This window comes from Stenotrophomonas sp. ESTM1D_MKCIP4_1 (assembly GCF_003086895.1).
In the GTDB taxonomy this organism is placed as follows: Bacteria; Pseudomonadota; Gammaproteobacteria; order Xanthomonadales; family Xanthomonadaceae; genus Stenotrophomonas.
Genome location: NZ_CP026004.1, coordinates 965,663 through 991,199, shown reverse-complemented (window position 1 = coordinate 991,199; position 25,537 = coordinate 965,663). Strand labels below are relative to the sequence as shown.

27 protein-coding genes, 2 tRNA genes, 1 other RNA gene and 1 pseudogene are annotated in these 25,537 nt (G+C 61.6%); 17 read left to right on the top strand and 14 right to left on the bottom strand.

All coding sequences use genetic code 11. The features are described 5' to 3' along the window. Nucleotides 1–82 precede the first annotated feature (82 nt). From C1924_RS04600 to C1924_RS04585, 4 genes are all read left to right on the top strand, one after another. Nucleotides 83–175: transfer RNA gene (locus C1924_RS04600), tRNA-Ser, on the top strand. An 84-nt stretch (nt 176–259) separates the two neighbouring features. Beyond that, a complete protein-coding gene (locus C1924_RS04595; protein WP_108766967.1) occupies nt 260–1,732 on the top strand; it encodes a site-specific integrase in 1,473 nt (490 codons plus the stop codon). Nucleotides 1,733–1,822: 90 nt separating this feature from the next. Continuing rightward, nucleotides 1,823–2,110, top strand: coding sequence for a hypothetical protein (locus tag C1924_RS20445; RefSeq protein WP_216821603.1), 288 nt, complete (start codon nt 1,823–1,825; stop codon nt 2,108–2,110). Next, complete coding sequence (locus tag C1924_RS04585; protein WP_108764233.1) at nt 2,111–2,584, top strand: hypothetical protein; 474 nt, start codon at nt 2,111–2,113, stop codon at nt 2,582–2,584. A gap of 551 nt (nt 2,585–3,135) precedes the next feature. Here C1924_RS04585 and C1924_RS04575 read toward each other — a convergent pair. After that, a pseudogene (locus C1924_RS04575) lies at nt 3,136–4,599 on the bottom strand (MobA/MobL family protein); the annotation flags it as partial. A 263-nt stretch (nt 4,600–4,862) separates the two neighbouring features. Here C1924_RS04575 and C1924_RS04570 point away from each other — a divergent pair. From C1924_RS04570 to C1924_RS04560, 3 genes are all read left to right on the top strand, one after another. Further along, nucleotides 4,863–5,222 carry a hypothetical protein gene (locus tag C1924_RS04570; RefSeq protein ID WP_108764231.1) on the top strand — a complete coding sequence of 120 codons (360 nt, stop codon included), beginning with the start codon at nt 4,863–4,865 and terminating at the stop codon, nt 5,220–5,222. Between the two features lie 3 nt (nt 5,223–5,225). Next, nucleotides 5,226–6,338 (top strand): hypothetical protein, encoded by a 1,113-nt coding sequence (locus C1924_RS04565; RefSeq protein WP_159094751.1) that lies wholly within the window; start codon nt 5,226–5,228, stop codon nt 6,336–6,338. A 312-nt stretch (nt 6,339–6,650) separates the two neighbouring features. Next, nucleotides 6,651–8,042, top strand: coding sequence for a site-specific integrase (locus C1924_RS04560; protein ID WP_108764229.1), 1,392 nt, complete (start codon nt 6,651–6,653; stop codon nt 8,040–8,042). 92 nt (nt 8,043–8,134) lie between these two features. On the opposite strand, the gene C1924_RS04555 is transcribed toward C1924_RS04560, so the two are convergent. The 3 genes from C1924_RS04555 to C1924_RS04545 form a co-directional block, all read right to left on the bottom strand. Next, entirely contained in the window at nt 8,135–9,145 is a 1,011-nt protein-coding gene (locus C1924_RS04555) for a DUF3800 domain-containing protein (protein WP_108764228.1), read from the bottom strand. Nucleotides 9,146–9,246: 101 nt separating this feature from the next. Next, nucleotides 9,247–9,918: a helix-turn-helix domain-containing protein gene (locus C1924_RS04550; RefSeq protein WP_254051211.1), complete on the bottom strand. Its 672-nt coding sequence runs from the start codon at nt 9,916–9,918 to the stop codon at nt 9,247–9,249. Between the two features lie 378 nt (nt 9,919–10,296). Continuing rightward, complete coding sequence (locus tag C1924_RS04545; RefSeq protein WP_108764227.1) at nt 10,297–10,635, bottom strand: helix-turn-helix transcriptional regulator; 339 nt, start codon at nt 10,633–10,635, stop codon at nt 10,297–10,299. Between the two features lie 106 nt (nt 10,636–10,741). Between C1924_RS04545 and C1924_RS04540 the strand changes: the two genes are divergently transcribed. The 5 genes from C1924_RS04540 to C1924_RS04520 all read left to right on the top strand — a co-directional run bounded on the left by C1924_RS04540 (nt 10,742) and on the right by C1924_RS04520 (nt 15,429). Next, nucleotides 10,742–11,515 carry a hypothetical protein gene (locus C1924_RS04540; RefSeq protein WP_108764226.1) on the top strand — a complete coding sequence of 258 codons (774 nt, stop codon included), beginning with the start codon at nt 10,742–10,744 and terminating at the stop codon, nt 11,513–11,515. Nucleotides 11,516–11,586: 71 nt separating this feature from the next. Next, nucleotides 11,587–11,901, top strand: a complete 315-nt coding sequence (locus C1924_RS04535) for a hypothetical protein (protein WP_108764225.1) — start codon at nt 11,587–11,589, stop codon at nt 11,899–11,901. Beyond that, nucleotides 11,898–12,236 carry a hypothetical protein gene (locus C1924_RS20525; RefSeq protein ID WP_108764224.1) on the top strand — a complete coding sequence of 113 codons (339 nt, stop codon included), beginning with the start codon at nt 11,898–11,900 and terminating at the stop codon, nt 12,234–12,236. The genes C1924_RS04535 and C1924_RS20525 overlap by 4 nt, the downstream gene beginning before the upstream one ends. Before the next feature lie 598 nt (nt 12,237–12,834). Further along, entirely contained in the window at nt 12,835–13,797 is a 963-nt protein-coding gene (locus tag C1924_RS04525) for an Abi family protein (protein WP_159094750.1), read from the top strand. Nucleotides 13,798–14,283: 486 nt separating this feature from the next. Continuing rightward, nucleotides 14,284–15,429 (top strand): DUF3667 domain-containing protein, encoded by a 1,146-nt coding sequence (locus C1924_RS04520; RefSeq protein WP_108764222.1) that lies wholly within the window; start codon nt 14,284–14,286, stop codon nt 15,427–15,429. 11 nt (nt 15,430–15,440) lie between these two features. Here the strand turns inward: C1924_RS04520 and sugE are convergent, their stop codons facing one another. Next, nucleotides 15,441–15,758 (bottom strand): quaternary ammonium compound efflux SMR transporter SugE, encoded by a 318-nt coding sequence (sugE, locus tag C1924_RS04515; RefSeq protein ID WP_108764221.1) that lies wholly within the window; start codon nt 15,756–15,758, stop codon nt 15,441–15,443. Between the two features lie 300 nt (nt 15,759–16,058). Between sugE and ffs the strand changes: the two genes are divergently transcribed. After that, nucleotides 16,059–16,155, top strand: an RNA gene (gene ffs, locus C1924_RS04510) — signal recognition particle sRNA small type. 90 nt (nt 16,156–16,245) lie between these two features. On the opposite strand, the gene C1924_RS04505 is transcribed toward ffs, so the two are convergent. Genes C1924_RS04505 through C1924_RS04495 form a run of 3 tightly spaced genes read right to left on the bottom strand, consistent with a single transcriptional unit; the run spans nt 16,246 to nt 18,148 of the window. Then, complete coding sequence (locus tag C1924_RS04505; protein WP_108764220.1) at nt 16,246–16,635, bottom strand: DUF4440 domain-containing protein; 390 nt, start codon at nt 16,633–16,635, stop codon at nt 16,246–16,248. Next, nucleotides 16,632–17,399, bottom strand: coding sequence for an MBL fold metallo-hydrolase (locus C1924_RS04500; protein WP_108764219.1), 768 nt, complete (start codon nt 17,397–17,399; stop codon nt 16,632–16,634). Before C1924_RS04500 ends, C1924_RS04505 begins: the two co-directional genes overlap by 4 nt. After that, nucleotides 17,399–18,148 carry a 3-deoxy-D-manno-octulosonic acid kinase gene (locus C1924_RS04495; RefSeq protein WP_108764218.1) on the bottom strand — a complete coding sequence of 250 codons (750 nt, stop codon included), beginning with the start codon at nt 18,146–18,148 and terminating at the stop codon, nt 17,399–17,401. Before C1924_RS04495 ends, C1924_RS04500 begins: the two co-directional genes overlap by 1 nt. 21 nt (nt 18,149–18,169) lie before the next feature. Between C1924_RS04495 and C1924_RS04490 the strand changes: the two genes are divergently transcribed. Further along, on the top strand, nt 18,170–19,216 hold the full coding sequence (locus C1924_RS04490; RefSeq protein ID WP_108764217.1) for a glycosyltransferase family 9 protein: 1,047 nt from the start codon (nt 18,170–18,172) through the stop codon (nt 19,214–19,216). 51 nt (nt 19,217–19,267) lie between these two features. Here C1924_RS04490 and C1924_RS04485 read toward each other — a convergent pair whose 3' ends face one another. Both C1924_RS04485 and C1924_RS04480 read right to left on the bottom strand, forming a co-directional pair. Beyond that, nucleotides 19,268–19,654 (bottom strand): DUF6165 family protein, encoded by a 387-nt coding sequence (locus C1924_RS04485; protein ID WP_108764216.1) that lies wholly within the window; start codon nt 19,652–19,654, stop codon nt 19,268–19,270. A gap of 258 nt (nt 19,655–19,912) precedes the next feature. After that, nucleotides 19,913–20,003, bottom strand: a tRNA-Ser gene (locus C1924_RS04480). A gap of 166 nt (nt 20,004–20,169) precedes the next feature. Between C1924_RS04480 and C1924_RS04475 the strand changes: the two genes are divergently transcribed. Further along, nucleotides 20,170–20,874: a protein phosphatase 2C domain-containing protein gene (locus C1924_RS04475; protein WP_108764215.1), complete on the top strand. Its 705-nt coding sequence runs from the start codon at nt 20,170–20,172 to the stop codon at nt 20,872–20,874. A gap of 133 nt (nt 20,875–21,007) precedes the next feature. Here C1924_RS04475 and dnaQ read toward each other — a convergent pair whose 3' ends face one another. Genes dnaQ through C1924_RS04460 form a run of 3 tightly spaced genes read right to left on the bottom strand, consistent with a single transcriptional unit; the run spans nt 21,008 to nt 22,850 of the window. Beyond that, the gene (gene dnaQ / locus C1924_RS04470) at nt 21,008–21,736 is read right to left on the bottom strand and encodes a DNA polymerase III subunit epsilon (protein ID WP_108764214.1); all 729 of its coding nucleotides are present in this window, start codon (nt 21,734–21,736) and stop codon (nt 21,008–21,010) included. A gap of 4 nt (nt 21,737–21,740) precedes the next feature. Continuing rightward, nucleotides 21,741–22,193 carry a ribonuclease HI gene (gene rnhA / locus C1924_RS04465; protein ID WP_108764213.1) on the bottom strand — a complete coding sequence of 151 codons (453 nt, stop codon included), beginning with the start codon at nt 22,191–22,193 and terminating at the stop codon, nt 21,741–21,743. 12 nt (nt 22,194–22,205) lie between these two features. Then, nucleotides 22,206–22,850 carry a class I SAM-dependent methyltransferase gene (locus C1924_RS04460; protein WP_108764212.1) on the bottom strand — a complete coding sequence of 215 codons (645 nt, stop codon included), beginning with the start codon at nt 22,848–22,850 and terminating at the stop codon, nt 22,206–22,208. An 11-nt stretch (nt 22,851–22,861) separates the two neighbouring features. Here C1924_RS04460 and gloB point away from each other — a divergent pair, with 11 nt between their 5' ends. Both gloB and C1924_RS04450 read left to right on the top strand, forming a co-directional pair. Further along, a complete protein-coding gene (gene gloB, locus C1924_RS04455; protein WP_108764211.1) occupies nt 22,862–23,626 on the top strand; it encodes a hydroxyacylglutathione hydrolase in 765 nt (254 codons plus the stop codon). Then, entirely contained in the window at nt 23,623–24,828 is a 1,206-nt protein-coding gene (locus tag C1924_RS04450; RefSeq protein ID WP_108764210.1) for a lytic transglycosylase domain-containing protein, read from the top strand. Before gloB ends, C1924_RS04450 begins: the two co-directional genes overlap by 4 nt. Before the next feature lie 177 nt (nt 24,829–25,005). Here the strand turns inward: C1924_RS04450 and C1924_RS20520 are convergent. After that, nucleotides 25,006–25,537, bottom strand: a 532-nt coding sequence (locus tag C1924_RS20520) for a transposase (RefSeq protein WP_254051210.1), incomplete at its 5' end; no start/stop codon positions are given.

The following is a 25,537-nucleotide window of genomic DNA, read 5'->3' as shown; positions in this document are numbered from 1 at the left end:
GTTGCCTGGGGTGCTTGTGTACGGCCGCGCCGCCCGCTAGAATCTGCGCCCCTGCTGAGGCGTTTGCCGATGGCAGGGATCCGGAGAGGTGTCCGAGTGGTTGAAGGAGCACGCCTGGAAAGTGTGTAAGCGTCTAAACCGCGCTTCGGGGGTTCGAATCCCCCTCTCTCCGCCAGATTACGCAAACCCCTGTTTACGCAGGGGTTTTTGCTTTTCTGGGGTGACCTTCGGCGGGACACAAATCGGGACACATCTCTCGATGCGCATCCCACACCATCTTGTTCGCGCGCCCTCTGGGCTTTGGTCCTTCCGGCAACGGGTCCCCGCCGATCTCCAGACCATCATTGGCCGACGCATCTTTAAGCGCACCCTTCGCACGTCCGAGCTGGCCGTGGCCCAGCTGCGCGCCCTCGGCTTGGCTGCGCGCTATGCTCAGGCGTTCGAGGCGCTGAGGGAGCAACGCATGGGAATCAAGGAAGAGGACATCGAGGCGCTGCTGGATCGCCTGACCAGTGGCGACCCGCTCCAAAAGCTGACCTTGAACCGGACCAAGGCCGCAGACGGCACGATCACTGAGCACTGGCAGATCGACACTCCAGAGGACGTGACGCTCTATCAGCAGATGATGGAACTGACGGCCCAGCGGCCCAGCCCCCTTTCTGAGCTTATTCGCAACGAGGTTGCGCCCCTCCCCACGCCCAACCGAATCTCAAGGCCCGCCGTGGAGACCATCACCCTGGGCAAGGCCCGGGACGCTTGGCTGGCCAGCATCCAACCCGGCTGCCTGCCCAAGACGTTCACCATTAAGAAGACCGCCATTGAGGCACTGGTGTCCTTCCTGGGCGATAAGTCCAAGCTCCACTCCATCACCCGCTCCGACTTGGCCCGCTGGTATCAGCACATGCGGGACGGGGGCGCAGCCACCCCCACCTTGACCAACAAACAGTCTTACATTGGCGGCAAGGGTGGGTTCCTCGAGTGGGCCATGGCCTCGGGCCACTATCCCAAGGGGGACAACCCGGCCGCAGGCCATGTCACCTACTCCACCCGCGAGAAGCGGGCGCGGAAAAAGTTCGGCTTCAAGGCCTATGACAGCCATCAGGTCCAAGCACTGTTTGCACCGGCCGCGTTCGAAGAGCTGGCCCTTTCCGCCCGTTGGGCGGCCCTGATTGGGCTTTACACGGGTGCCCGGGCGTCAGAGGTCGGCCAGTTGCTGGTCGAAGACGTGTTGAGGGTGGACGGCCTCCCCTGCATCCGCATCTCGGACGAAGGCGAGCACCAGAAAGTAAAGACGGAAGTCAGCCTGCGCACCATTCCCGTGCATCCGGACCTCATTGAGCTGGGATTTTTGGATTGGGTGGACACCCTGCGCGCCGACAAGGCCCCAAGGCTCTTCCCCGCCGCCAAGGCGAACGCCAAAAATGGGGCGGGCAACTGGATTACCAAGGCCTTTGGCCGGCATCTGGAACAGGTCGGGGCGAACTGGCCAGAGGCCAAACGCGGCTTCCACTCCCTCCGCAAAACGCTGATTCAGGAGCTCCAGGGGGCTGGCGTGGTGTCCGAGCTGCGCGCCCAGCTGGTCGGCCATGAACTGGACGATGAGCACCACGCGACCTACAGCCGCAGCTTCACGGCCAAGGAAAAGCTGGAAGGCCTCAAAGGCGTTTCGCCAGGGCTTGCAGTGCTTTCATATGGATTGAATCTACCCGCGCTCGCCCGGCTGCTCAAATAATGAATGGGCCTCAGCTTGCGAACGTTCGACAAAGTGGTAAATAGGAAAGCGTAGGAACCGAAGACCACCTATACCTTCCAGGGGGCCATGATGTCTCTCAACGACGACAAGTATTCTCGCTCCATCACCTTGACCTGCCCGACTTGTGCCGGCACGCAGTTTGAATACGACGAAGCGGAGACATCCGGAGAAGCCCCGATCAAGTGCGCGGGCTGCGAGCGGGAAATGACGCGCGATGAGCTCAAAGAAGCAAATGCCGAGAACATCGACGAGCACGTCAAAGAGATCGGAAAGCAAGTCGCCCAGGATTTTCAGAAGCAACTGCACGACTCCCTGAAGAAAGCATTCCGGGGCAACAAGAACTTCAGGATTAGGTAGATGCCAATAGCCTTTGAAACCGCAGACGTAATCGCGTCTGCAGCCTTGCTGCTGTCGGGCTTCGCTACTTGGACGACCCTCCGGTTCAACAATCGGCAGAAGAAGCTGAACGAGAGCCAAGAACGCTTGAACAAACTTCTTCTGGAAAAGGAGTCAGGTGAAGCAGCAAACGCGAAAAAGGCCGACTTGCACGCCTCGTTCAACAAGCTGGGAAGCAACAAGTATCGCCTCAGGGTTTTCAACAAAGGCAAGGCTGTTGCCCGCAATGTGCGCGTGGAGCCGCTCGAAGGCACCGACTGCCTAAGTCAGTCCGACATCAACTCAAAGTTCCCCTTGGAATACATGGAACCCCATCAGTCAGTCGAACTTATGGCGATGGTTCACCTCGGCACTCAAGGCAAGCAACCTATTCGCCTCATCTGGTCCGATGACCACAGCGACCATAACGAGAAGATCGCATATCCCACCATCTAGGGTATGGCGGTGAACTCTTGGGGCAACGGCAGTGAGCTTGGAAGCCCGAGCAGTCACTAAGCGCCTAGGCATCAAGCATCACTTCTCATATCTGTGAACCAGAGCAGATTCCGTCCCTTGCGGATCTCCAGATCGGTGCTTCGATGTGAAGACCCTTCACACTGAGAGCTTCAGAGATCCAATGCCTGCCAACGTAGAACTTCGTATCGCCAGCCGCCTTCTTGCCGCGCTCATTGCGCAGGGAGGAACAAGAGATGTTGCTGAACGCAAAGCCGATATCCAGCACGCCCTCGACGTTGCGGCCGCGCTAGTGCGTCGATTCGCCGCGTCTCCTGCCGGCCAGGTGCAACAAGCCTATGCCCCCAGCCCAGGAGACCGCGCGCCTGCGCGGGCAGCAACCGTTAACCGTGAGCAAGGGCCGCCAACGTTGCTTTCGCTGGAAGAATGGCGCAAGGCGCGCGGACTGGCTCCAGCGCCGTCCCCTCGAAAGCCTTCCACTGGCCCGACCGTCCACTGAAAGACAAAGCCCCGCTTCTGCGGGGCTCTTTCATTCAATGGAGGGTTGGCGGCCTCGGCTTGAAAACTGGCACCGGGGATTCCGCGGCAACGGGCGGAATGACCTGGGATTCAAGGACGATCTGTGACGGTGGCGGCATCGCCTCCAGCTCGGCTGCTTTACGAAGAATGTCCGCATCCACTTCCGCCAGCGCCTCGGCCGAGCCACGCAATCCAGCCTTCTCCAACTCTTTTGTCCGCTGTTCGAGGGCCGACAGGCGACGCTCACGCCGCCGCGTCCATTCGGGTCGGGAATAGCCGTGGGTCCCCATGGGATAGTCGGCGTTGCAGCGCTCCCACTCGTGTTGTGCCATGTGGTGGAGGCGCTCCGCCCTGCCCAGGGCGACGAGACGCATGGCTCGACCGAGGATCGCGGATCGCAGTGCACGCACCCGAAGAACGGCCTTAGTGATCCACTGCCGCAGTGGAACAGTTTCACCCACACGGTCAAGCTCGGTTTGCGCCCACTCCAACCCCTCACGAATGCGCTCGGTCGAAAGGTCTGCTCTGGCGCGCGCAATGTCATGAAGGTCGCGCAGAGCTTGAACAACGCGTTCGGCCAAGCTGACGGGCCCTTCTACTGTTTGGTCGTGGTGACCAAGGACTTTAGGCAACCGAATCCCGGAAACGCCTCGAATCTCCAGACCAGGAGCCAATCCCCGCACGTGAGGCGTTGAACCAGCTTGAGCACGATCGTTGGACGCCGGAATAGAAGCCACCCTGCCCTCACGCCCAAGCTGCATGGACAGATGGTCCAAGTGCTCAACGTTGGTCAGTGCTATAGCCTCGTTCTCTGCCACTAGCCGGCTTTCCATGCCCTTGCGGCCCAAGGCCGTAGCCGCCTTGCCCAGGTGCTTAGTAGGCTCTCGAGACAATGCCACGGCCTGGAGCTCGTCCCCTCGATCCGAGGCGGCCCGAGCTTGCTCAGCCAGGCTGCGGTGATCGATCGTGACTGTCAGGCCAGCTTCTTCAAGGTGTGCGTTGGTCGTTTCAGCGACCATTTCCCGCACCCACTGGACTTGTACTTTTCCAGATACGCCGCCGTCGAGCTCACGCGTTTTCTCCCCGAACCCGTCCGGCCCGATGCGCCGAGTGCTGGCCAGCAGATGGACGTGGTGGTTCAGCCCGTCGGTGGACCCGGGAGAGTGGATACTGGCTTGGATGGCGAACTGGTAGCGTTCAACCAACGCCTCGGCAATGGAAAAGGCGAGGCGCGCCCGCTGTTCATCCGAGAGCTCGTGGGGCAACGACAGTTCGAACTCCCGCGCCACCGTGGCGTCCTTTCGGCGCTCGGCAGCTTCCGCGACGGCCCAGAGCTCGCCGGGCACCAAGGCCCAATCAGGAGCATCCTGGGGGGCCAGGCAAAAGGTCTCCACCACCCCGCTCCGGCGGCGGTAGTCGTGCTGTTGTCCGGTGATGACATCGGACAACAGCAGACCGCCCCGGTAGGCGGCTGCGGCGACTGCGGATTGGCCTTTGCCTCGTCCGAATCATATTCCTGGCAGCCGGCCTGGCGGCCATTGTCTTCCCAATATTAAATATAGTTATGTCTTGGTCTACGGACAAGACATTTAGCCTTTCGGACGGAGCAGCTATCGCAGCGGGCATTGGAGCCATTGCGGCCACCTTCCTAGGATCCTCGAAAGAAAAGGCGAGTGTAAGACATGACCGAGAGATTTTCGCAAAGTTCTTGAGGGACTTCCCCCATAACCCTAGCATTCAAATGCTCAAAGAGCACGACTTCGGCGGGGACTACTACAAATCCCAAGTGCAAAACCTATTCGACTTTGTTCGAGAGTGGGACCGTCCAGAGCTCGAGTTCCTGGACAAGAAAATCGAAAAAAGGCGGAAGTCTCTCTATGATGCCGCACATGGCCTCTTTGAAGACTTCATGCGCGAAACCGTGCCCCATGATCGCAACCCTGAAATGAGCACGGTCTACCCCTGGAATCAGCGAGGCGGCCAGCGGCCAGAGTGGATCATACAGAGCGCCGCAACTCTGAACGCAAGCGCACGAGATTTTGCACCGAAATACGACGAGTTCGTTCGCTACACGCGCAAGCGTTTGTCTATGGAGTCTTGACTCATGCCAATCTCTGCTTACTCAAAGACGCTGAAGGGCGAATACGATGTAGTGCAGCTGCTCACATGGTTGAATCCCAACAGCTCGACCAAACCCGACCCCACTGACATTGCGCAAGCGGATAGAGCCTTTATCACTGGCGATGTTGTTTGCCCAGGCTGCGGCCTTGGAAGCCCGGCTGTCGTCGCCTCTGGTCGCTCCAAATCCAATCCAAAACACATTACAAGCCAGCCTCATTTCCGCTTTCCGGAACATCTTGAGCTCTGCGAGTTTGAGACCAATGGCACCACTTCATCCCTGGATGACCATCTTGTCACGTTTAACTCGACCAAATCGGCACTGACGAGAATGATTGGAGACAGGGTCTCCAAGGGGATCGAACTGGGTATTTTTACTCAGGAGACCATGCGCAACATGCGCCAATGGTTCCTTGAAGTCAGACGGAAGCACTCATATAAGTGCGAGATAGACCAAGACTTCCTCGCGGAGATCTTTAAGCTACCTTACGACTATCAATCACCCTCACCTAGGTTCACGCCCGCGATGGCTAGGCTTCCGGACTTCGATCCAAACGAGTTTGGAAACCAGAAGTTTATAGATGAAAACAAGGACATTTATGAGGTCCTCAATCGCGAACGCCATGCTCTCTATTTCATGCGCCAGAACCAAAGCATCATCACCACCCGCATCAAGCGAAGTGACGGCGCTCTCATTTTTGACCCTTCCTCGACCCAACTGAAATACAAGCAAGTCAGACAACTGGCGCATTTCATCGTTGGGCAGGAGCGGTCGGTCAAGTGGCCTTCCAGGTTCCTCTCCGAGGAGCGGAAGCCCCTGTATAGCCTAGTCTCTGCCTTCTCTGCCCTGCTTCTCTTCAGCAACAATGGCGACATGGACAGAGCGATTGAGGCTTATGTCAGCATTCGGACCAGCGGGGACCCTATCGATCGAATGGCCGGCAACATCATTGGCCTCAACCCATTTTTTGACCACGGGGTCTTGTCGGCCATTGCCATGGCGCATGAAGTTAGAAAAATTCGACCGAATGGCCTGGTCGTAGCTAGCCGTATCGAGCAAATAAGGAAGGAAATACGATCGCTTGCATTCCCATACTGACAGGAAAACTAAAACAAGCTAACAAGCAGATTGATCATTTATCTCGGGTTCATGACAATGAAGATGGTTTGTTAGTTTGATTGCATTAAACAGTACGGTAATGACTCCGAAAATGGGCCATGCCCGCTGAAGCAAGCCATTGATTTAAATGTAAATGTCAGCGCATTTTGGGGCGGTACGATTGGCTAGGCCGAAACGCAAAACGGCACCTCTCAGGTGATGCCTAAGGCCGTGAATAAAAAGCCGATTTTTCGTTGACGATTTTTAGGCCCGCAGTATCTGTACTTCCATCCTTCAGATGGAAGCAACGCAGTGACCTCCCCCACCTCGAAACACCTCGACTCCTACCTCGCAGACCCAACTGGCACTCTCAAACTGACAGACGTGCGCATTGGCCGCGTCCGCATCGGCGAAATGATCGTGACTGGCAGAGAAGCCGCCATCCATGCTCAAGAGATCATCAACGACGCCTGCGAGCGAACCCGTCGAACACTCCTTGGAAAGAATGGCACGCGCCACCCTGAGCCTCTCCCCGTCGCCGCCCCCGCTCGATTGCTGTCCATTGAGATCCGGGACTACTTGGCTGACCGCGAGCGCATGGGCCTGACACGCAACACCATCGAGGCCACAGCGCGGTCATTGAAGATGCTCCTGATGGCCTGCGGGGATATTCCGGTGTCCCGGGTCGACCACGTGCATATCTACCGACTCTGGGAGCTGATGCGTTGGGCTCCACCGCTTCTCCAGTCGGACCCTCAGTATCGGAACTTCACGTATGAGCAGGCGGTGGCTCAGGGGAAGGCGCTCTGCGTCCAGCCGCCCGCACCGGCCACCGTAGAAAAGCACCGAAGGTTCCTGGTCACCTTCTTTGGCCGGCTGGATAAAGCAAAAGCCATTGTGGGCTCTCCCATGCACTTTTTCCCAGAGGCGAAAAAGGACCTGGTCATTGACCCCGACAAGGCAGAGCGCTTGTTTGACGAGGAAGATTTGCGTCGCATTTTTGCCCCCAACACATTCATCCCTTGGGCCATGAAAGCGCCCCACCGGTGGTGGGTGCCGATGATTGGACTCTATACGGGCGCACGCATAAACGAAGTTGCTCAGCTGAAGCTCGCAGATGTCGCACAGGAGAGCGGCGTTTGGTGCATCAAGATTCGAAAGACGGTGGACGCGGACCTGAGTCACAGAGACAGGAACCGGAGCCGCCAAAGCCTAAAAGGCAAAGCAGCCGTCCGGACGATCCCCATTCCCCAACCGCTGCTCGACGCTGGGTTCCTGGCATTCGTGGAGGACATCCGAGCTTGCGGCCATCCTCGCCTCTTCCCGCATTTGTCTGCCGGCGTGCGACGCGACAATGGCGACACCAACGCCCGTTACAGCCAAGGCGTGCTCAACCAGTTCAGCCGATACATGAAAGACCTGGGCTTTTCTAAAGGCGTCGGGTTCCATGCCTTCCGACACACCATTGCCACGGAACTGCACCACATGGGGGTGGCCGATGAGGACATCGCCTTGGTCACCGGCCACTCCATCAGCAAGCGGGTCCCTGTGCTGCACGAGGCCTATTTCCACAAGAAGCCAGCGCAGGCAAGAACGAAGCAGATCGCAGCCCTGGAGAAGTATCGCCCTGATGTGGTGCTTCCGGTCTACCAGACGGGTCAGTTCCGCGCCGCCCTAGCAGACCGAAGTAAGTTCTACCCGTAAGCCACTTGGCGAAGATGAGGCGTCTCGGGCGAGCCCGGGACTTCCCACCCCTGAGTAGCCCACACACGCGGAGGCTCTCGTGAACAGGGGGCCTAACGCTTGCGCAGCATGGCCCTTGCACTGCTTCTAGCTATCAAGGCTGCACGATAGGCTGACCCTTCTGCTAGCCGCTCTTCGCCCAGCAACAACAAATGGATGGGCGGGTTCGGCTTCTGCCGCTGAACCGTCAGTCGGCCCAAGAGATGCGCGATCCCGTCGTTGTCATCGAACTCTCCCCTCAAGAGCCTGCGCCATGCAGACGCCAATAGGTCCGCCACTTGAACGCCAGGAACATCATGCGAGCGCACAAACTTCGAATCCCGCAGGACTGCGCCCAAGTTGACCGCTGACTTGATGGGGTGGCCAACCGCTTCTTGAAGGTAGGTTGGAATGTCCTCAGGTGCGGTTCTAAATCGCTTCTCGAAGTGAGAGTAATCGAAACCCTCCACAAAGATCCCAGGGTCGCGCAGCGACTTGGCCTGGATAAGTCCAGGGGCCATATGGGTCAGCGTTTGCTCAAACAGCGGACGGGCTGAGTTCTTCTCATCCATGCGCCACTTGAAGCTGCTAAGTGTGGCCGGCAGCCGTTGGGCGTAGTAGAGCGTAGTCGTCCGATAGACCTGATCCAACAGGTCTATCTGGGCCACCATCTGGGTGTATAGCTGCGGAGACAGGCGCTCCAGCCTCCCCGACAGATCATCTATGGAAGCACGCCCCTCTTCGTAGAGCATGTTGGGCCGGTTGGCTCGAACACTCTCGACCTGCCTCTTTTGATGGGCCAAAACTACTTTTGGGTCTTGATGGCCAAGGTCAATCGCAGAGATGAAGAGCGTTGCTTCAAACTTGCCAAGCTCGCCTAGGAAACGCTTCAGCTGCGCTTCCGACAAGTCTTTCAGTTTGACCTCATCCTGAAATACGCGCCCCAAGCCCCGTTTGAGCAGGTTTAGCGACTGCTCTACGCGCCTCCGGGCCACCTCTGGGACGGCATACCCCGCAACGACGCACCAACTGTCGCTCTTCGCAGCAGGAACAAAGCTGCCAGACTCATCTACGTAGATGAACATGTCCCCTCCCAGCTAAAGAAAAGTAGTTGGCCTTCACTCACGACATTGGCTAGCTGCTCTGAGTCGCTGGACGCACGCAATCTCCGACTAATCGCCGCTAGTTAGAAGGGGACAGTGCTTGGCTTCAGCACGGGAATGACCGGGTTGCCGCCCTCAATGGCCCCACCACCGAAATCCCCCATCAGTCGGTAGACGAAGCTGGGATGACCGTTTCGGTTGCTCTCAGTAGGCCGGTGCCTAACGAGCCCCCACTCCACCAACTGTGAAATCCCAGCACTTACGTGTTCGGGCCGCACTCGCGAGTAGCGTTGCAGCGTGTCATGGGTAGCCAGAGACTCTCCGGTTTTACCATCACGCAAGAAGAGCAGGACGAGCAGCAGCTTCCACGCTGCCAAAACAGTCACTCCTCTGTTGAACTTGAACTTCAGCGCCTGACTAGTCACCACCCTTGGGACCTGCCTAAAGGCGTTCGGCTCGTGCAGAAGTTGCGTATAGCGGTTCCGATAGCCGTCACGCTCCACCTGCAACACGCCAGCCTGCTCTAAGGCCGACAGCGCCCTGCTCAACATTGGCCTAGCAAGGGCGGTGCGCTCCTGCAGGAAAGACATACCCATCTCAACCTGGCGAGTATGAAAGTTCACGTGTAGCGCTAGCGCCAAGTAGACCTTATGGGCGGCGATGTGCGCCCCCACCTCCCCATTGGCCCCGGTGAGGGAAGCCAACTTTCCAGAGTCCACTGCCGCTTTCGGGAAGCTCCCCCACTTGGTGCTCATTCTTTACGCCTCCTAATCGCGGTCAAGACCACGTAAAGGGACATCCCCACCAGAGAGAGGGCCATTACGACGAGGAGCAATGCCGCAGCAAAGACCGGGTCCGTCTGGGAGGCCATGCGTTCAAAGAGTTCGATGATGGACTGGATAAGTGCCATAACTTGCCGCTCGGAGATCGATGCTGGAAGTTTTTCTTATCCACGGTTTCAGTATCTAGATAGAGCTACACCCTATCAGAGGTATATTTTTGACGCAAGCTATTGATATTCAAGGGCCAAAGGTCTCACTCGGGCGCATTCAACATGGTTCATGAGAGGACGCGTGTTGGTCACTCCCGTGAACCATGTTGGTCGTGGCTTGGCAGCTTCTTGCGCCTTTTCGTCAATCCTGGGCTGACGGAGGGCGCGCCTCAATCAACGCTCGCAGGGCACGCACCCGCTCCTTACGACTCATTCGGGAGAGAGCCAAAATGGCATCCGCAATAACTTCGTCTTCGGCTACCAGATAAGCCATTGGCAAGCCCAGCACGTCGGCCAGCTTCCCCAGCCCATCCAGATCGATGCCGCTGACCTCGGTCTCATAACGGTTGACCCGGCTACTGGCCAACTTCTTATCAAGCCCCATCAGCACCCCCAGCGCTCGCTGGCTGGCGATGCCACGCAGTTCCCTGGCCTGCTTGAGGCGGGCAGCGAAGAGGGAGCGGGGGGAAGCTTTGGGCACGTGAACGGATGTTGAAAACTCGGGTGGACAGCATGACGTGGTCCCTCAATGCATGGCAGACTCTTCATGAAATGTAGCACCCTCCCGACCAACCACAGGGGTTTTCATGAAGAAGATCGAGACAAGGATGGCCGCCGGCCTGGCTGCCGCGCTGCTGTTGACCTCCCACGCTGCCGGGGCACAGAGCCACGCCGAGCAGGAGGAGTCGCCCAATCGACCGGGCTTTTTCCGTCAGCTCGGGAGCAGCCTGAAAGACGCAGGGCAGCAGATGGTTGGAGTCAAGCCGGCTCAAGGCACGAAGGCCACTGTCGGCGGCGGGGACATCTACACCCCGGTCAGTGGGGCCGGAAATATCCGCGGCCTGTTCAAGACCGACAACCATCAGCTTGCCCAGCAGGGCAGGCTCGACTGGCCCCGTGTTGCGCTCACCTACACCGAGTGGGGTGCTTCCCTGCCCTGCTGGACGGTGGAGGCCCGAATCTGGTCCAACGCTTCGACCTCAACCACAGAGACCTTCCGGACTTGCGCCAATGCCGCCGTGACCGAGACCGACGACCTGGGCGATGTGGCGGAGCTCAATACGGCGGCGCTCTGGAAGGGGCGCGACAGCCTGATGGGCGTTCGGGTGCCGTCGGGCAAGGCGAACACGGGGGCCAGCCGGTCTACAGGCCCCAACCCGCCCGCCCAGCCGTTTGTCGTGAATGTGTCCCGCCCGGGCGTGTCTGACAGGGCCGTCGATGTGGCACTGAGGGCGGCTTGGGTCTCTGGGTTCATCCAGACCGCTGACCTGCACCCGGGGGCCTCCGGGATGTTGACCCCGTTCAAAGACAGCCGGATGTGGATCGCGGGCTTCAAGCCTGAAGGAAACCGGGAACGGTAATCCGGCCCACTGGTTCGTCTAGTCCCCAGGGCGGCCCACCGCCGCCCCTGGTCAACTCTCAAGGAATGATTATGAAAGCACCGAAGAATGCCTTCGCCGGCTTGGCTACCGCGTTTGCACTGACCGCCTGCGGCGGCCCGCCTTCCAACGGCGATGCCGAGAAAGCACTGGTCAACCTGTTGGAGCAAAGCGGGGCCGGACGGGTTGGCGACATCCGCGACTTCGAGCTGACCGGATGCGTCGAGGCCCAGGACGTCGAGGGCTACCGCTGCGACACGAAGGGAAAAGTCTCCATCGACATCGGTGGCCGCCAGGTGCCCATTCCGGTCAGCAAAAATCTTCGATATGCGAAGGAGTCCGGGAACTGGAAGGCCTACGCAAAATGAACGCGCCCCCTCCGCTGCTTGACCAGCCCACACCCGCCCGGCGGAAGTTGATGACTCCCAGAGACCGGTTCTTCTGGTGGTATTCGGGAAGCCTGCTCTTCCTGGGACCTTTTGGGTTCATTGTCGGGCCGCTTATGGCCCGGCGAGGAACACGAAAGGTAGGACGCCTCTACCCGGCCGAAGCTCGAGTGGCTCAGGCTAGGGATACTGGGTTCGCGTGGTGGCAGTGGTGGGTCATGACCATCCTGACCCTAATGGGCGCTGCTGGAGCCTTCGCAGTCCTGAGCGGGTTGCCGATGTTCTTGCTTATCATGCATGCCATGCTGACCCAATAGGGCGCTCTGCTATGGCGAAAAGCGCAAAACCGACCTGGCCTGCTTGCGCCTACTTCTGATGCATATGCTGTAGGCAATAGAGAATCGACTTATTTTTGCCCCCCCCCCTCATAGAATCGATCCGCTTCCACATTAGTCTCGAGCAAAAGCCCCGATACTTCGGGGCTTTTCTTTGATTTGCTATTGCTTCAGCGCCAAGGATCTGGCAAAAAGCTGAAGAAGCTGGCCGGCATGCACTGATGACGGACATTGGCTTCGCTCATCATGGAAGAATCCGCGTATGCCCTTAAGAAGCCGCCTACATGCCCGAATGGCATCGCATTCAGAGCCTAACACTGCCGTGAGCAATGCCAGGCTTCACGATCGGCCACTAGACCACAAGCCCAAAAAAGCGAAACCCCGGGAGAGGCTATGCCTGACCCGGGGCTCTAAGACAGGTGCTTGGCAACAACGTCTACAAGTCGTCATCCACCAAGCTGCTGTGTGAGAGAAGGTTAGCACCCCTATGGCCGAGTGTCAAAGCCCCCCCTTCCTGTATGGCCCTGCCAATACAGCATCCATCAAAAAATGCATCTCAGATCCCCGCTTCAACCCGTTCATGTTGAAAGCTGGCTTCAAGAGTGACGAACTTGCGTTTGAGTTTTACTTATACAACGCGAGATTATCCAAAGCACTGCTATTTCCAATACATATTCTTGAAGTATCGCTGCGAAATGCGATAAACGACCTTTTCAGCAGTAGATATACAGCAGCGTGGTGGCGGAACCCAGACTTCGAAATCCTGCTAAATGAAAGAAGCAAAATCGCACTTGGGAAGGCAATCGCAAGCCATCGCACATTCCCAAGCACAGATGACCTAGTGGCGTCGTTAACGCTTGATTTCTGGTCCAATTTATTTAGAACCGAATACGAGCCAGTTTTGTGGAGAGCGAATTTAAATCGCCTATTTCCCAATAATACACCAGCCTTCGACGAAATAAAGAATAAGATTCGTGACATAACTCACCTGCGCAACAGGATTGCACACCACGAATCCATACTTAATCTAAACATCCAAGATCTAATCGCAAAAATATATTCAGTTCTCGAACTAATATCCACCGACACCAAAGCATGGGTGAAAGCCCATAGCACCGTGCATGTCGCACTAAGAACCAGCCCATCTCCAAAACAGGAAAAGAATGATCTAGGCTCACGCTGCGACTCAACCTTTGATAAAGCGCAGCAGTCCGATAGAATGCAAGATATTGGCCTCCCCACAAAGAGGGCCTGCATTGTCGTTGACGAAAATGATGAGCCAACTGCCATATTTGACGGCCGGGATCTAGCACTATTCATTTTAACAAAATCGGAAGACTGGTGTTTTCTCGACTTTGGAGCCATGACCATATCGGATCTTATCAGCGCGATTCCAGCAACCAAAGATTTCAAAACAGCGCGCTCGACAGACAGCATCTCGACACTATCGAAGATTTTCAAGGGAACAACTAGATATGTGATTGTTCAGGACCCGAACTCAGCTTTGGTCGGATTCATCGAACGCGCGCACAAGCAATACTAACCTTGACCTTCTCGACAAGTTGCGCAACGACCACAGGGGTAGCAGCGCATCTCCAAAGGAATATTCTTGGTGTTAGGATTGTGGGACACAACACAGGACACATGTCCGGTTTGCGATCTGTTGCAGGGTCAAGAGGTTAGGTTCGGGTCGATCCGATCCCCCTCTCTCCGCCAGATAAATAAAAAAGGCTGCCCTTGGGGCAGCCTTTTTTATTTATCTGGCGCGGGACGCGAACTGCGCTGTGCGCGCTTCGCCCCATGCGTTGCTGCGCAACGAATGGGCCCCTCCCTTTGCCTGCCTCTCCCCGCCCCTGTCGGGGCAGCCCCTCAACAGAGGGGCTTGCTTCTCCAGACAGATCGGTAGATCCACGCCATGCGTGGATGTACCTCAATCCACACGCAAAAATTCGTCGCGCTCAAAAGCTGAACGAAACCTGAAAAATCGCTATCGTAGGCGCCTTCGCCCAACGCTTGGCCCTTCGCCCCGATGAGCTCGACCGACAGCGTGCACGCCGCCCTGCCTGACACCGAAACCCCGGCGCATGGCGCCTGCGAAAACTGCGCCGTCACACTGCACGGTCACTACTGCCACCACTGCGGGCAGTCCGCGCACAACCCGCTCAAGCATGTCGGCCACGCCATCGAAGAGGTCTTCGAATCCTTCTGGCACCTGGACGGGCGCATCTTCCGCACCCTGCGTGATCTGTGGATCCCCGGCCGCATCGCCCTGAACTACCTCAAGGGCCACCGGGTAAGCTACGTGCAGCCGCTGCGGCTGTTCGTCATCCTCACGTTGTTCACCTTTTTCATCGGCAAGATGTTCGTGCACGTGGATGACTTCAGCGTGGGTGCCGGCGGCAACTCGCTGTTCGGCAAGGCCACCACCGCAGAGCAGGTCGAGGCGGTACGCGCACAGCAGATGGCATTGATTGACCAGCAGGCGGGCACGGCCAATGCCGGCGCTTCTGGTTTCGCCATCGCCAGGGCCGCAGTGAATGCAGCCGCGGCGCAGCGCAAAGCCGAGCTCGGCACGCCCGCCGCCGCCGCGCAACCCGCCAACGACGATCAGGGCACATTCTTCAACTACTCCATCAACGGCAAGCCCTGGGACGCGGACACCAATCCCATCGTGCTCTCCGGCCTGCCGCAGTTCGCCAATCACTGGCTCAACCGTCGCCTGCAGAACGGCAATGCCAACATCCAGCGCATGGGCGGCAAGACCGATCTGTACATGCAGGCGATCCTTACCGCCCTGCCCGGCGCGCTGTTCTTCCTGATGCCGGTGTTCGCACTGGTCCTGCGCATCGCCTACATCCCGCGCACGATGGGCTACCTGGAACACCTGGTGGTGGCGCTGTACAGCCACTGCTGGTTGATGATGGTGGTGCTGGCGACCTTCTTGGTCGCCAGCGTCAGCCATGCGCTTGCTTCCCCGGCGTTCGCCACGCTCAGCCTATGGATCACCGCACTGCTGTGGCTGTCGGTGCCGGTGTACCTGCTGTGGATGCAGCAGCGCGTCTACGGCGGCAACAAGGTACTGACGCTGCTGCGCTATTCCCTCATCGGTGGCGTCTACTTCTTCCTGGTGAACGTCGTGGTGATGTATGCGGTGCTGGCCGGCATTTCCGCCTGATCGCCACCCGATCAGCTGCTGGAGAGCTTCATCAGCACCAACCCGCTGACGATCAGCACCGCCGCACCGATGCGCATCGGGCTCACCTGTTCACCCAGGAACACGATGCCGACCACGAAGGCGCCCACGGCGCCGATCCCGGTCCAGATGGTGTAGGCGGTGCCCAGCGGCAGGCTGCGCATGGCCACGGCCAGCAGCCAGAAGCTGGCGATCATGCCGACGAGCGTGACAACGGTGGGGGTGAGCTTGCTGAAGCCTTCGGACTGCTTCATGGCCACGGCCCAGACGATTTCCAGCAGGCCGGCGAACAACAGATAGATCCAGGCCATGACGGCCCTCCTCTTGGTAGGGCCAGGCCGTCCTGGTCATTGATTCCCGATGTGGGGGAGGCCGTTCCTCCTGCGGCCGCATTCTAGCAACGGGGGCGCGTAGTGACCGCCCTGCCGACCTCCGGGTTACAGCCGATTCATTGCATGACGCTGGCATCGAAGCCCACGCCTGCGCTAGAATGCGCGCCTGCCATCGGCCAGCCGATGCGCAGTCCGGCTGTGGTCTCTGGCGCATTGCGCGCTGCTTCCCCTGATCCGCGAACAGGCCGCCCTTGGGCGGCCAACGTCTCTATGGTGGCCCCGTCGGCCCCTCGCGACGCTAGGTCGAAAATCCCGCCAGGGCCGGAAGGCAGCAACGGTATCGATCGACGCGGGCGCCGAGGTCAGCCGGCGGGGCCACCGCCTTTTCTGCACTGGGGTCAGATCCCTTTGCACGGCGAAGGGCTCTGACCCCGGTTTCACATTCTTCACCAGGCAAGGCCCGGCCCTACCGCGCCTCGGGCGTGCCCTGGTGGAACACCACCCGCCATCCCTGCGCATGCCGGCGCCACAGCGAACTGCGCAGCACCCAGCGCTGCGGCTGGCCATCCAGGTGGTAGCGGCTGCGATAGCGCACCTGGGCCAGATCCGGCGTCAGCAGCGTGACCGCGTAGTGCTCCGATTCGATCTGCACCTGCGCGCGCTCCAGCGGTATCTCCGCCAATGCTGCTGCCCGGCCATAGCACTGGCCCGAGCTGCCGATCTCGCTGAAGTCCTCATCCAGCAGTTCCGACAGCCGCGCACGGTCACTGCGTACCTGCGGGGTATGCAGCGCGCGTTCCAGATGTTCCAGTTCGGTCGCCAGCGCCGCGTCGGCAGGCCGGCCGGACGTGTTCACGGCGGATCCTGCGCCAGCACGTGCGGCGCCGTCGGTGTCGCCAGCGTCACGCACTGCCCCGGCTGCGCCACGCGATGCCCGCGCGCGGCCAGCGCCTGGCCATCAGCCGCGCTGGCGTAGTGGTAGAGCATCATCCGCGACTGCAGCTCGGCGCTGTACTCGCGCTCCAGGTCATCCACACCGGTATGCGAGGGATTGCCATGCAGGCCACAGTCGTGGGCGATGAGTTCGTTGTCGTTGGCAAAGCGCGCCAGCATCTCCGGGATCGGCCGCGTATCGCCACTCCAGGTCAGCGCGCCCTGCAGGCGCAGACCATAGGCGGTTTCCGGCCAATGGTGGCGCGACGGAAACACTTCCAGGCGCACGCCTTCGTGCCAGAACGCATCGCCCACCGCGATCAGATGGAACGCATCCCAGAAATTGGCGCCGCCCTCGGCCAGCACGTTGGGGTAATCAGCCACGCGCTTGTGCAGCAGCGGCACCACGGTGGCCGGCACGTACAGGCGCACCTTGCCGCGCCGCTGTGCATTGAAGAAGGTATCCACGAACAGCCGCTCGAAACCGGCCACGTGGTCCAGGTGCACATGGGTGACGAACAGCGCCTGCGGCAGGTGGCCATAGTGCGCCTTGAAGGCAGTCAGGCCCTCGCCACCGCAATCGATGGTCAGCCACGGGCGGCCATCGCGTTCGATCACCGACATGGGGGAACCCAGCTCGACCGCCGACGCATTGCCGACGCCGAGGAAACGCAACGACCAGTCCATCAGGTGCCCCGGTTCCAGGCCATGTCATAGGCGCGACGCAGGCGCGCGTAGTCCTTCTGCACGTCTTCCACGCTGCGCTCGCCGCGCAGCTTGATCAGCGAGCGCAGCAGTCGCTTGAGGTTGCGCTCACGCCAGGCGGTGGCGGGAATGCGGATCACCCCCCGGTCGAAGTCGATCAGCCAGCCATGGCCGTTGCCGTCGAACAGGATGTTGTGCGCATTGAGATCGGCGTGGTCCAGGCCGGCGCGGTGGAACCGCGCGATCAGGCGGCCCGCCTCTTCCCATGGCGCGCCACGCCCGGCCACCAGCGCCCGGTCGGCCAGCGAGCGCACGCCCTCGATGCGCTCCATCAGGATGGCCGCGCGATAGCGCAGGCCTTCACGCATGTAGAACGCGGCGACCGGCCGGGGCACCGGCAGCTTCTGCGCGCGCAGGGCCCGCATCAGACGGAACTCGGCAAAACTGCGGGTGCGGTCGGCGCCGCGCCAGATGTACTGGTCCCGGCTCAGCTTGGCTGCCAGGCCACCGCGCAGGTAGTGGCGCAGCACCCCGGGCCCGAAGGAAGCGTCGACAAACCAGGCACTGCCCCGCCCGCCTTCACCCACCGGCCGGGCCTTGCTGCCCCAGTGCTGGGGCGAGAACAGGCCGACGTCGGCTTGCCGCAGCCGCTCGCGGTCGAACAGAATGGCCCCGATGCCGCGACCCTCGCGGCATGGCGTCAGCGCTTCATTGGCGTCAAATGCGACCATTATCTTTGAGTCTAACAACACATGGCATCAGCGTCCTCATCCTTGTGCCTCCTGCGCTTGTCTGCCCTGGGGGATGTCACCCACGTGGTTCCCCTGGTGCGCACCCTGCAGGCCGCGCGCCCGGACACGCCGATCCACTGGATCATCGACAAAGCCGGCCACAAGCTGCTTGATGGCCTGCCCGGCGTGGTGTTCCATGCGTACGACAAAAAGAGCGGCATGGCCGGGGTGAAGGAGCTGCGCAGGCAGCTGCCGCCCGGCCGTTTCGAGGCACTGCTGCAGATGCAGGTCGCCTTCCGCGCGAACCTGCTGTCGGCCTTCATTCCGGCCGAGCGCCGCATCGGCTACGACCGCAGCCGCTCCAAGGACCTGCACGGGTTGTTCATCAACGAACGTATTCCCGACCGCCCGGGCATCCATGTGCTCGACGCCATCGGCAGCTTCTGCGAACCCCTGGGCCTGCGCCAGACCGAGGTGAGCTGGGACCTGGCGGTGCCGCCGTCGGCCTACGAATGGGCGGCGGCGCAGTGGCCCGATGATGGCCGCCCGGTGCTGATGATCTCGCCGTGCTCCAGCCACGTACTGCGCAACTGGTACGCCGACCGCTATGCGGCGGTGGCCAACCATGCCAGCGCGCGTGGCTGGCAGGTGGTGCTGTGTGGCGGGCGCAGCGAACTGGAGCGCAGCATGGCCGATGCCATCCTGACCCAGCTGACGACACCGGCACTGGACCTGGTGGGCAAGGACACGCTGAAGCAGCTGCCGGCCCTGCTGGCCCGCGCCAACCTGGTCATGACACCCGACTCAGGCCCGATGCATATCGCCAATGCAATGGGCGCCAAGGTGCTGGGCCTGCACGCGGCCAGCAACCCGCACCGCAGCGGCCCGTACTCCGACCGCCGCTACTGCGTGGACCGCTACGATGATGCCGCGCGCAAGTACCTGGGCAAGACAGCCGCCGACCTCAAGTGGGGCACCAAGATCGAGTTCGATGATGTGATGGAGCTGATCACCGTCGAGGACGGCATCGCCGCTTTCGAGCGCTACGTGGCCGATCACCTCGGCTGAGCGATCGGTGCGGGCCACCTGTGGCCCGCACCTTCCACGCAGGGCGTGGGTTTACTTGTACGACTTCTCTTCCACGTACGCCGACCCCAGCGCCAGGTTGATCGCCTTCTTGATGCGCGCGCGCTCGTCGTTGCGCAGGTAGACGCTGCGGGCCAGATCGACGAAGGCCTGGTCGAAGGCCTGCGCCTTCTCCTTCAGGCGGACCTCGTCCTCGATGTCCCACAACTGCTCGTTGACCGCCTTCAGATCGGCCCGCAGCTTGGCGATATCCTTCACCGCCGCCGGGTGACCCATCCAGGTGGCATCCAGCGCGGACAGCTCGCGGCGCACATTGGCCAGCTTGCCTTCATCGCTGATGCGCTCGGACTTGATCTGCAGGATCGAGATCTTGTCCAGCAGCTCGCCGAAAGAAACAGGCACGAGGATTTCAGCGGTCATGGCAACGCTCCAGCAGGTGATGGCACATGGTAACCGCAGCGAAGACGTTGTTCCCGCGTGACAGCATCCCGATGGCGCATCCGGAGGAACAAGCCCCTCTGTTGAGGGGCTGCCCCGACAGGGGCGGGGAGAGGCAGGCAAAGGGAGGGGCCCAAACGTTGCGACGCAACGTTTGGGGCGAAGCGCGCGCAGCGCACTTCGCGTCCCGCGCCAGATAAATAAAAAAGGCTGCCCAGAGGGCAGCCTTTTTTATTTATCTGGCGGAGAGGGGGGGATTCGAACCCCCGAGGCGCTATAAACGCCTGCCTGATTTCGAGTCAGGTACATTCAACCGCTCTGCCACCTCTCCAGGTGTTCCCCGGCGAACCGGGGACGCGCATCATACGAGGAAGCGCGGCAGACCACAAGCCATTGCGGCCCAACATGTGAAAAATTTCTGACTGAACGCCTTGCCGGATGTCCGCTTGGCCGTGATGATGCCGTTCTCCCCGGCATGACCCCGCCCAGCAACCACCATGATCGAATTCGGACATCTCACCCACCCCGGCCTGCGCCGCGAGCTCAATGAGGACACCTACTACGGTGACAGCGAGCTGGCCCTGTGGCTGGTGGCCGACGGCATGGGCGGGCATGCGTGCGGTGAGGTGGCCAGTGCCCTGGCGCGCGAGACCATCGTCCGCGAGATCCGTCGTGGTGCGCCACTGGCCCACGCCATCCGCACGGCCGACGAAGAGATCATCCGCGCCTCGCGGCGGCGCAACGATACCCTGCCGATGGGCACCACCGTGGTTGCCGCGCGGGTGCAGGGCAACCGCTACGAAGTGGCCTGGGTGGGCGACAGCCGCGCCTACATGTGGCGCGACGGCCAGCTGGCCCAGCTCAGCCAGGACCACAGCGTGGTGCAGGAACTTGTTGCACAGGGCAACCTGACCGCCGAACAGGCACGGGCCCACCCGCACCGCAACGTGGTCACCCAGGCGCTGGGCGTGACCGATCCCACGCACCTGAACGTGGCAACCACCAGCGGCGAACTACGCCCGGGCATGCAGCTGCTGCTGTGCAGCGACGGCCTGACCGAGGAAGTCGACGACCGCGACATCGCCCGGACCCTGGCCTACGACGACGCCAGCGCCCAGGAATGCGTGGACAGCCTGGTCGCCTCCGCCCTGGATGGCGGTGGGTCTGACAACATCACCGTCATCCTGGTGCGCTGCCACTGATCGGTCTCCGTCGAACGGTTCTGCGCAGGCCCAAAGCCACGCATGGCGTGGCTCTACCCCAATCACCGGTAGATCCACGCCATGCGTGGATGACACATCGTGGATGCCGGTCAGCGGCCGGCAATACCACTGCTTACGCGCTCGCCGCTTCTTCCACCTTGGGGCCATCCCACAGGGCATGGCCGGCCTTCTTGCGCAGGCGCTCCAGCCGCGCGGCGTGTGCTTCCAGCTCCGATGCCGTGGCCACCACCCGCGGGCGCGGCAGCAGCGCGCTGGTGTCGAAGGCCTGCAGCGCCGCACCGGCCGCCCCACCCTCGTCCTCCAGGCCGAAGCCGATCTCTTCCTGGCCCGAGGTCAGCGCAATGTAGACATCGCCCAGAATCTGCGCATCGAGCAGGCCGCCGTGCAGCGCGCGGTGCGAGTTGTCCACGCCCAGCCGCTTGCACAGCGCGTCCAGCGAGTTGCGCTGGCCCGGGAAGCGCTCGCGCGCCATCGCCAGGGTATCGATGACCGTGCAGCGGTCGGTGATCTTCCCGTACTCCGGCCCGAGCAGCGAAAGCTCGTTGTCGAGGAAGCCCAGATCGAAGGCCGCGTTGTGGATGATGAGCTCGGCGCCGTCGATGAACGCCAGGAACTCCTCGGCGATCTGCGCGAACTCGGGCTTGTCGGCCAGGAAGTCCAGGCTCAGGCCGGTGACTTCCTGCGCGCCCTGCTCGAAGTCGACGTCGGGCTTGATGTACTGGTGGTAGTTGTTGCCGGTCGGGCGGCGCTTGAACAGCTCCACACAGCCGATTTCAACGATGCGGTTGCCCTTCTTCCATTCCAGGCCGGTGGTTTCGGTATCGAGGATGATCTGACGCATGGGCTCAGTTTACCGGGCTGCCGTCGCGGATCTGGATGGCGGCATTGCGCGCCAGGGTGTCGACCCGCTCATTGTCAGGGTCGCCGGAATGGCCCTTCACCCAGCGCCAGTCGATCTGGTGCCGCATCGTGGCCGCATGCAGGCGTTCCCACAGCTCCCGGTTCTTCACCGGGTCGCCACCGGCCGTCTTCCAGTTCTTCCGGATCCAGCCCGGCATCCACTGGGTCAGCCCCTGCCGCACGTACTGGGAGTCGGTGTAGAGCACGATGTCGCACGGTTCAGTCAGCGTCTCCAGGCCGGAAATGGCCGCCATCAGCTCCATCCGGTTGTTGGTGGTGTGCGCTTCGCCGCCGCTCAGTTCGCGCTCATGCCCTTTGTAGCGCAGCAGTGCAGCCCAGCCACCGGGGCCGGGATTGCCGAGGCAGGAACCGTCGGTATGGATTTCGATGGTCTTCAATACAACTCCAGATCAGGTAGCAACGGTGCCGTGCCAGCGCACCGCCAGCGGGGTCGGCCCTGGCAGGGCCAGCGTACGTTTTTCAGCATGGAACAGGCAGGCCGCACGCAGCGGTGCCCAGCCCGCGCTCCGGCTGCTGCCAGGGCCCTGCCACAGCGGCCCCAGGTACCGGGTGTCATCGCATTCCAGCCCATGGCGGGCCAGCAGCAGGCGCAGCCGCTGCGGCGTGCGCACCACCAGCCCATGCTGGCGCCAGCGGGTGCGGTAAGGGCTGAACGGGTTGAGACTGCTCAGCCACAGCTGGCCGCCGGGCATCAGCACGCGCGAACACTCGCCCAGCAGATGGTCGGCATCGGCCGCGGTGACGTGCTGCAGCACGATGGCGTTGACGCTTTCATTGGCCAACGGCAGCGGCAGCGCGCAGCGGGTCTGGCCGGCATAGCCGCTGCCATCGCGGTACAGGCGCAGGCCACGTCCGCCCAGCTGTGCATCCTCCAGCCACGACGCGGTGGGCGCGATCCACAGCCAGGGCTGGGAGGGCAGGCCCGCCAGCCGCGGCAGCAGCAGCTGGCGCTCAGCCACGCGCAGCGCTGCCGCCGGCTCGCTGTCGAACCACGGCACCAGGCTCGCTTGACGGTGGCTCTGCAGCAGGGGCATGGTCCAATTCTATGCGACTGACTGCCCTGCCCGCATTTGCGGATAACTACATCTGGATGCTGATCGCCGACGATGGCGCCGCCGTGGTCATCGACCCCGGCGATGCTGCGCCCGTGCTGGCGCTGGCCGACCAAGGGCTGCGCGTGGACACCATCCTGCTGACCCACCACCATGACGACCACATCGGCGGCGTGCCCGCGCTGCAGGCGCGTTTTCCCGGCGCGCGGGTGATCGCGCCGGTCGAGGAACGCATCCCCACCGCGACCGAGCGCGTGGGTGAAGGTGAACGCGTTCAGGCACTGGGCCGGATGTTCCACGTACTATCCGTGCCCGGGCATACCCGCAGCCACATCGCGTTTCACACTGCTGAACATCTTTTCAGCGGAGATTCGTTGTTCAGCCTGGGCTGTGGACGCCTGTTTGAAGGTACGCCGTCCCAGCTGCTGGCATCGATGCGCAAGCTGGGTACCTTGCCTGTGCAACTGCTGCTTTGTTGCGCCCATGAGTACACCGTGTCAAATGCCGTCTTCGCGCGGCATGTCGACCCCGCCAACGCTGCCCTGGTGCAGCGCCAAGAGGAGGCTTTGGCCATGCGCCGCGATGACCGTTCCACCCTGCCGGTAACCCTGGCCAACGAACTGGACTGCAATCCGTTCCTGCGTGTGCACACCGCGCCGATCCGCGCGGCGGTGTCGGCGCACCTGGGGCGCGATGTCGTGGACGACGTCGATGTCATGGCCGGTCTCCGGCACTGGAAAGACGGCTTCCGCGCATGATGCGCCGAAGTCTGCCGCTGGCCCTGGGCCTTGTCCTGGGGCTGGCCGGAAACGCGGGCGCGCAGTCTCTGGGCGCCGGCATCAGCCAGAACCTGACCGCCGCGTCGGCCGTCCCGATGGACCCGGCCATGCTGCCGGCCGCGTCGGTACGCAACGGCCAGGAGATCTTCGCCAGCTTCCGCGAGGGCCTGGCCGAACCCACCTGCGACGCCGAGGCCACCAGCCCGCGCTGGCAGAAGCAGTTCGCCCACGCCCCGTCGCGCCTGGCCAACCAGGACGACGACGCCCTGGTGCTGTTCGGCTACGTGGTTGAGGAACTGCGCAAGGCCAGCCTGCCCACCGAATTCGCGCTCATCCCGTTCGTGGAGAGCGGCTACCGCCCCAACGCCCGCAATGGCAGCGGCCCCACCGGCCTGTGGCAGTTCATCGCCACCACCGCGCGCAACCATCGCGTGCCGATGGCCAACGGCTACGACGGCCGGCTGTCGGCGGTCGATTCCACCCAGGCGGCGGTGCGTTACCTGAAGACCCTGCACGGCATGTTCGGCGGTGACTGGCGCCTGGCCACCATGGCCTACAACGCCGGCGAGTACCGCGTGCTGCAGTCGATGCGCAAGGCGGGGATGAACGCCCAGAATGCCAAACCGGCTGCCCTGCCCGGCCTGTCGCCGGTCACCCACGCTTACGTCGAGAAGCTGCATGCCCTGGCCTGCGTGCTGGAAGACGTGGAAGACGAACCCAGCGTGATGGCCTCGCTGGACCGCACGGTGCCGGTACTGAAGGATCACACCCTGCCGGCCGGCACCAGCGTGCAGCAGTGGGCCGCGCAGCGCGCGCTGGACCCGGCACGCATTGCCCGCCTCAACCCTGCCCTGGCCGGCAACGGCCGCCCGTCGGGCCCCACCCGCGTGCTGGCCCCGGTGGCCGCCGCATCCGCACCGGTCGCCGATGTCAGCACGGTTGCAAGCGCAGCCGCTTCTGCGGCCACCAGCGCAAGCCTGCAGCCGGCCGCGCCCGTCGCCAAGGCCGTGGCCAGCGTTGCCGACCGCCCGCGCAATCGCCGCCATACCGTGCGCAATGGCGAATCGGCGTGGACCATTGCCCGCCGCTACGGCATGCCGGTGAAGGCACTGCTGTCATTGAATGGCCTGAGCGGCAGCAGCGTGCTGAAGCCGGGTGCCGTGCTGCGTGTCGAAGACTGACGGCCGCTACCCGCACTCCGCAATGTCGAGCAGCCATGCTCGACTGCTTCTGCTCCCCGCTTTCGTAGAGTCGAGCTTGCTCGACTGCTTTTGAACGGCCAGTCGAGCAAGCTGGACTCTGCAGGACGGCCGACCACGCGTGACAACAAAAAAGGCCCGGCATTGCCGTAATGCTGTTCACTTAAGCGGTGCAGCCTTGCGATCTACCGGATAGCGGGTCTTGGAAATCTTCACCGTCCTCGGCGTTGTCGGCCGGGGACGGTGTTCCAGGAAGAGGCTGGCAACTCCTGACCGCAGTTGGGACAGGCGCCTCCCGGTAGCCGATGCCGGTTGCGCCGCAGCCATCACGATCAGCTGTGCGGCGATGTAGTGGCAGGCAGGTTTGAAGCGTATTTCCGAGGGTGCGCGGCCGTAGGCAACGGCCGCTTGGCTCGCCTCGCGGCGGATGATGTTGTACGCCAGCAGCAGGCCCCAGACTTCCTGATACACCAGCTCGACGGTCTTGCTGCGCAGGGTCACTGCATTTCGCTGCATCGAGCTTTTGAGATCGCGGAAGCCCAGTTCGATTTCCCAGCGCTCCTGGTAGAGCTCGGCTACGGCCTTTGTGCTGTATGCAGCTGCCGGCAGCGACGTCAGTACCGTCTTCATCTTGCCCTGATACTCGTAGCTCACCTCACGCACCCGCCAGTGCGTTGGCAGCGCGGGATTC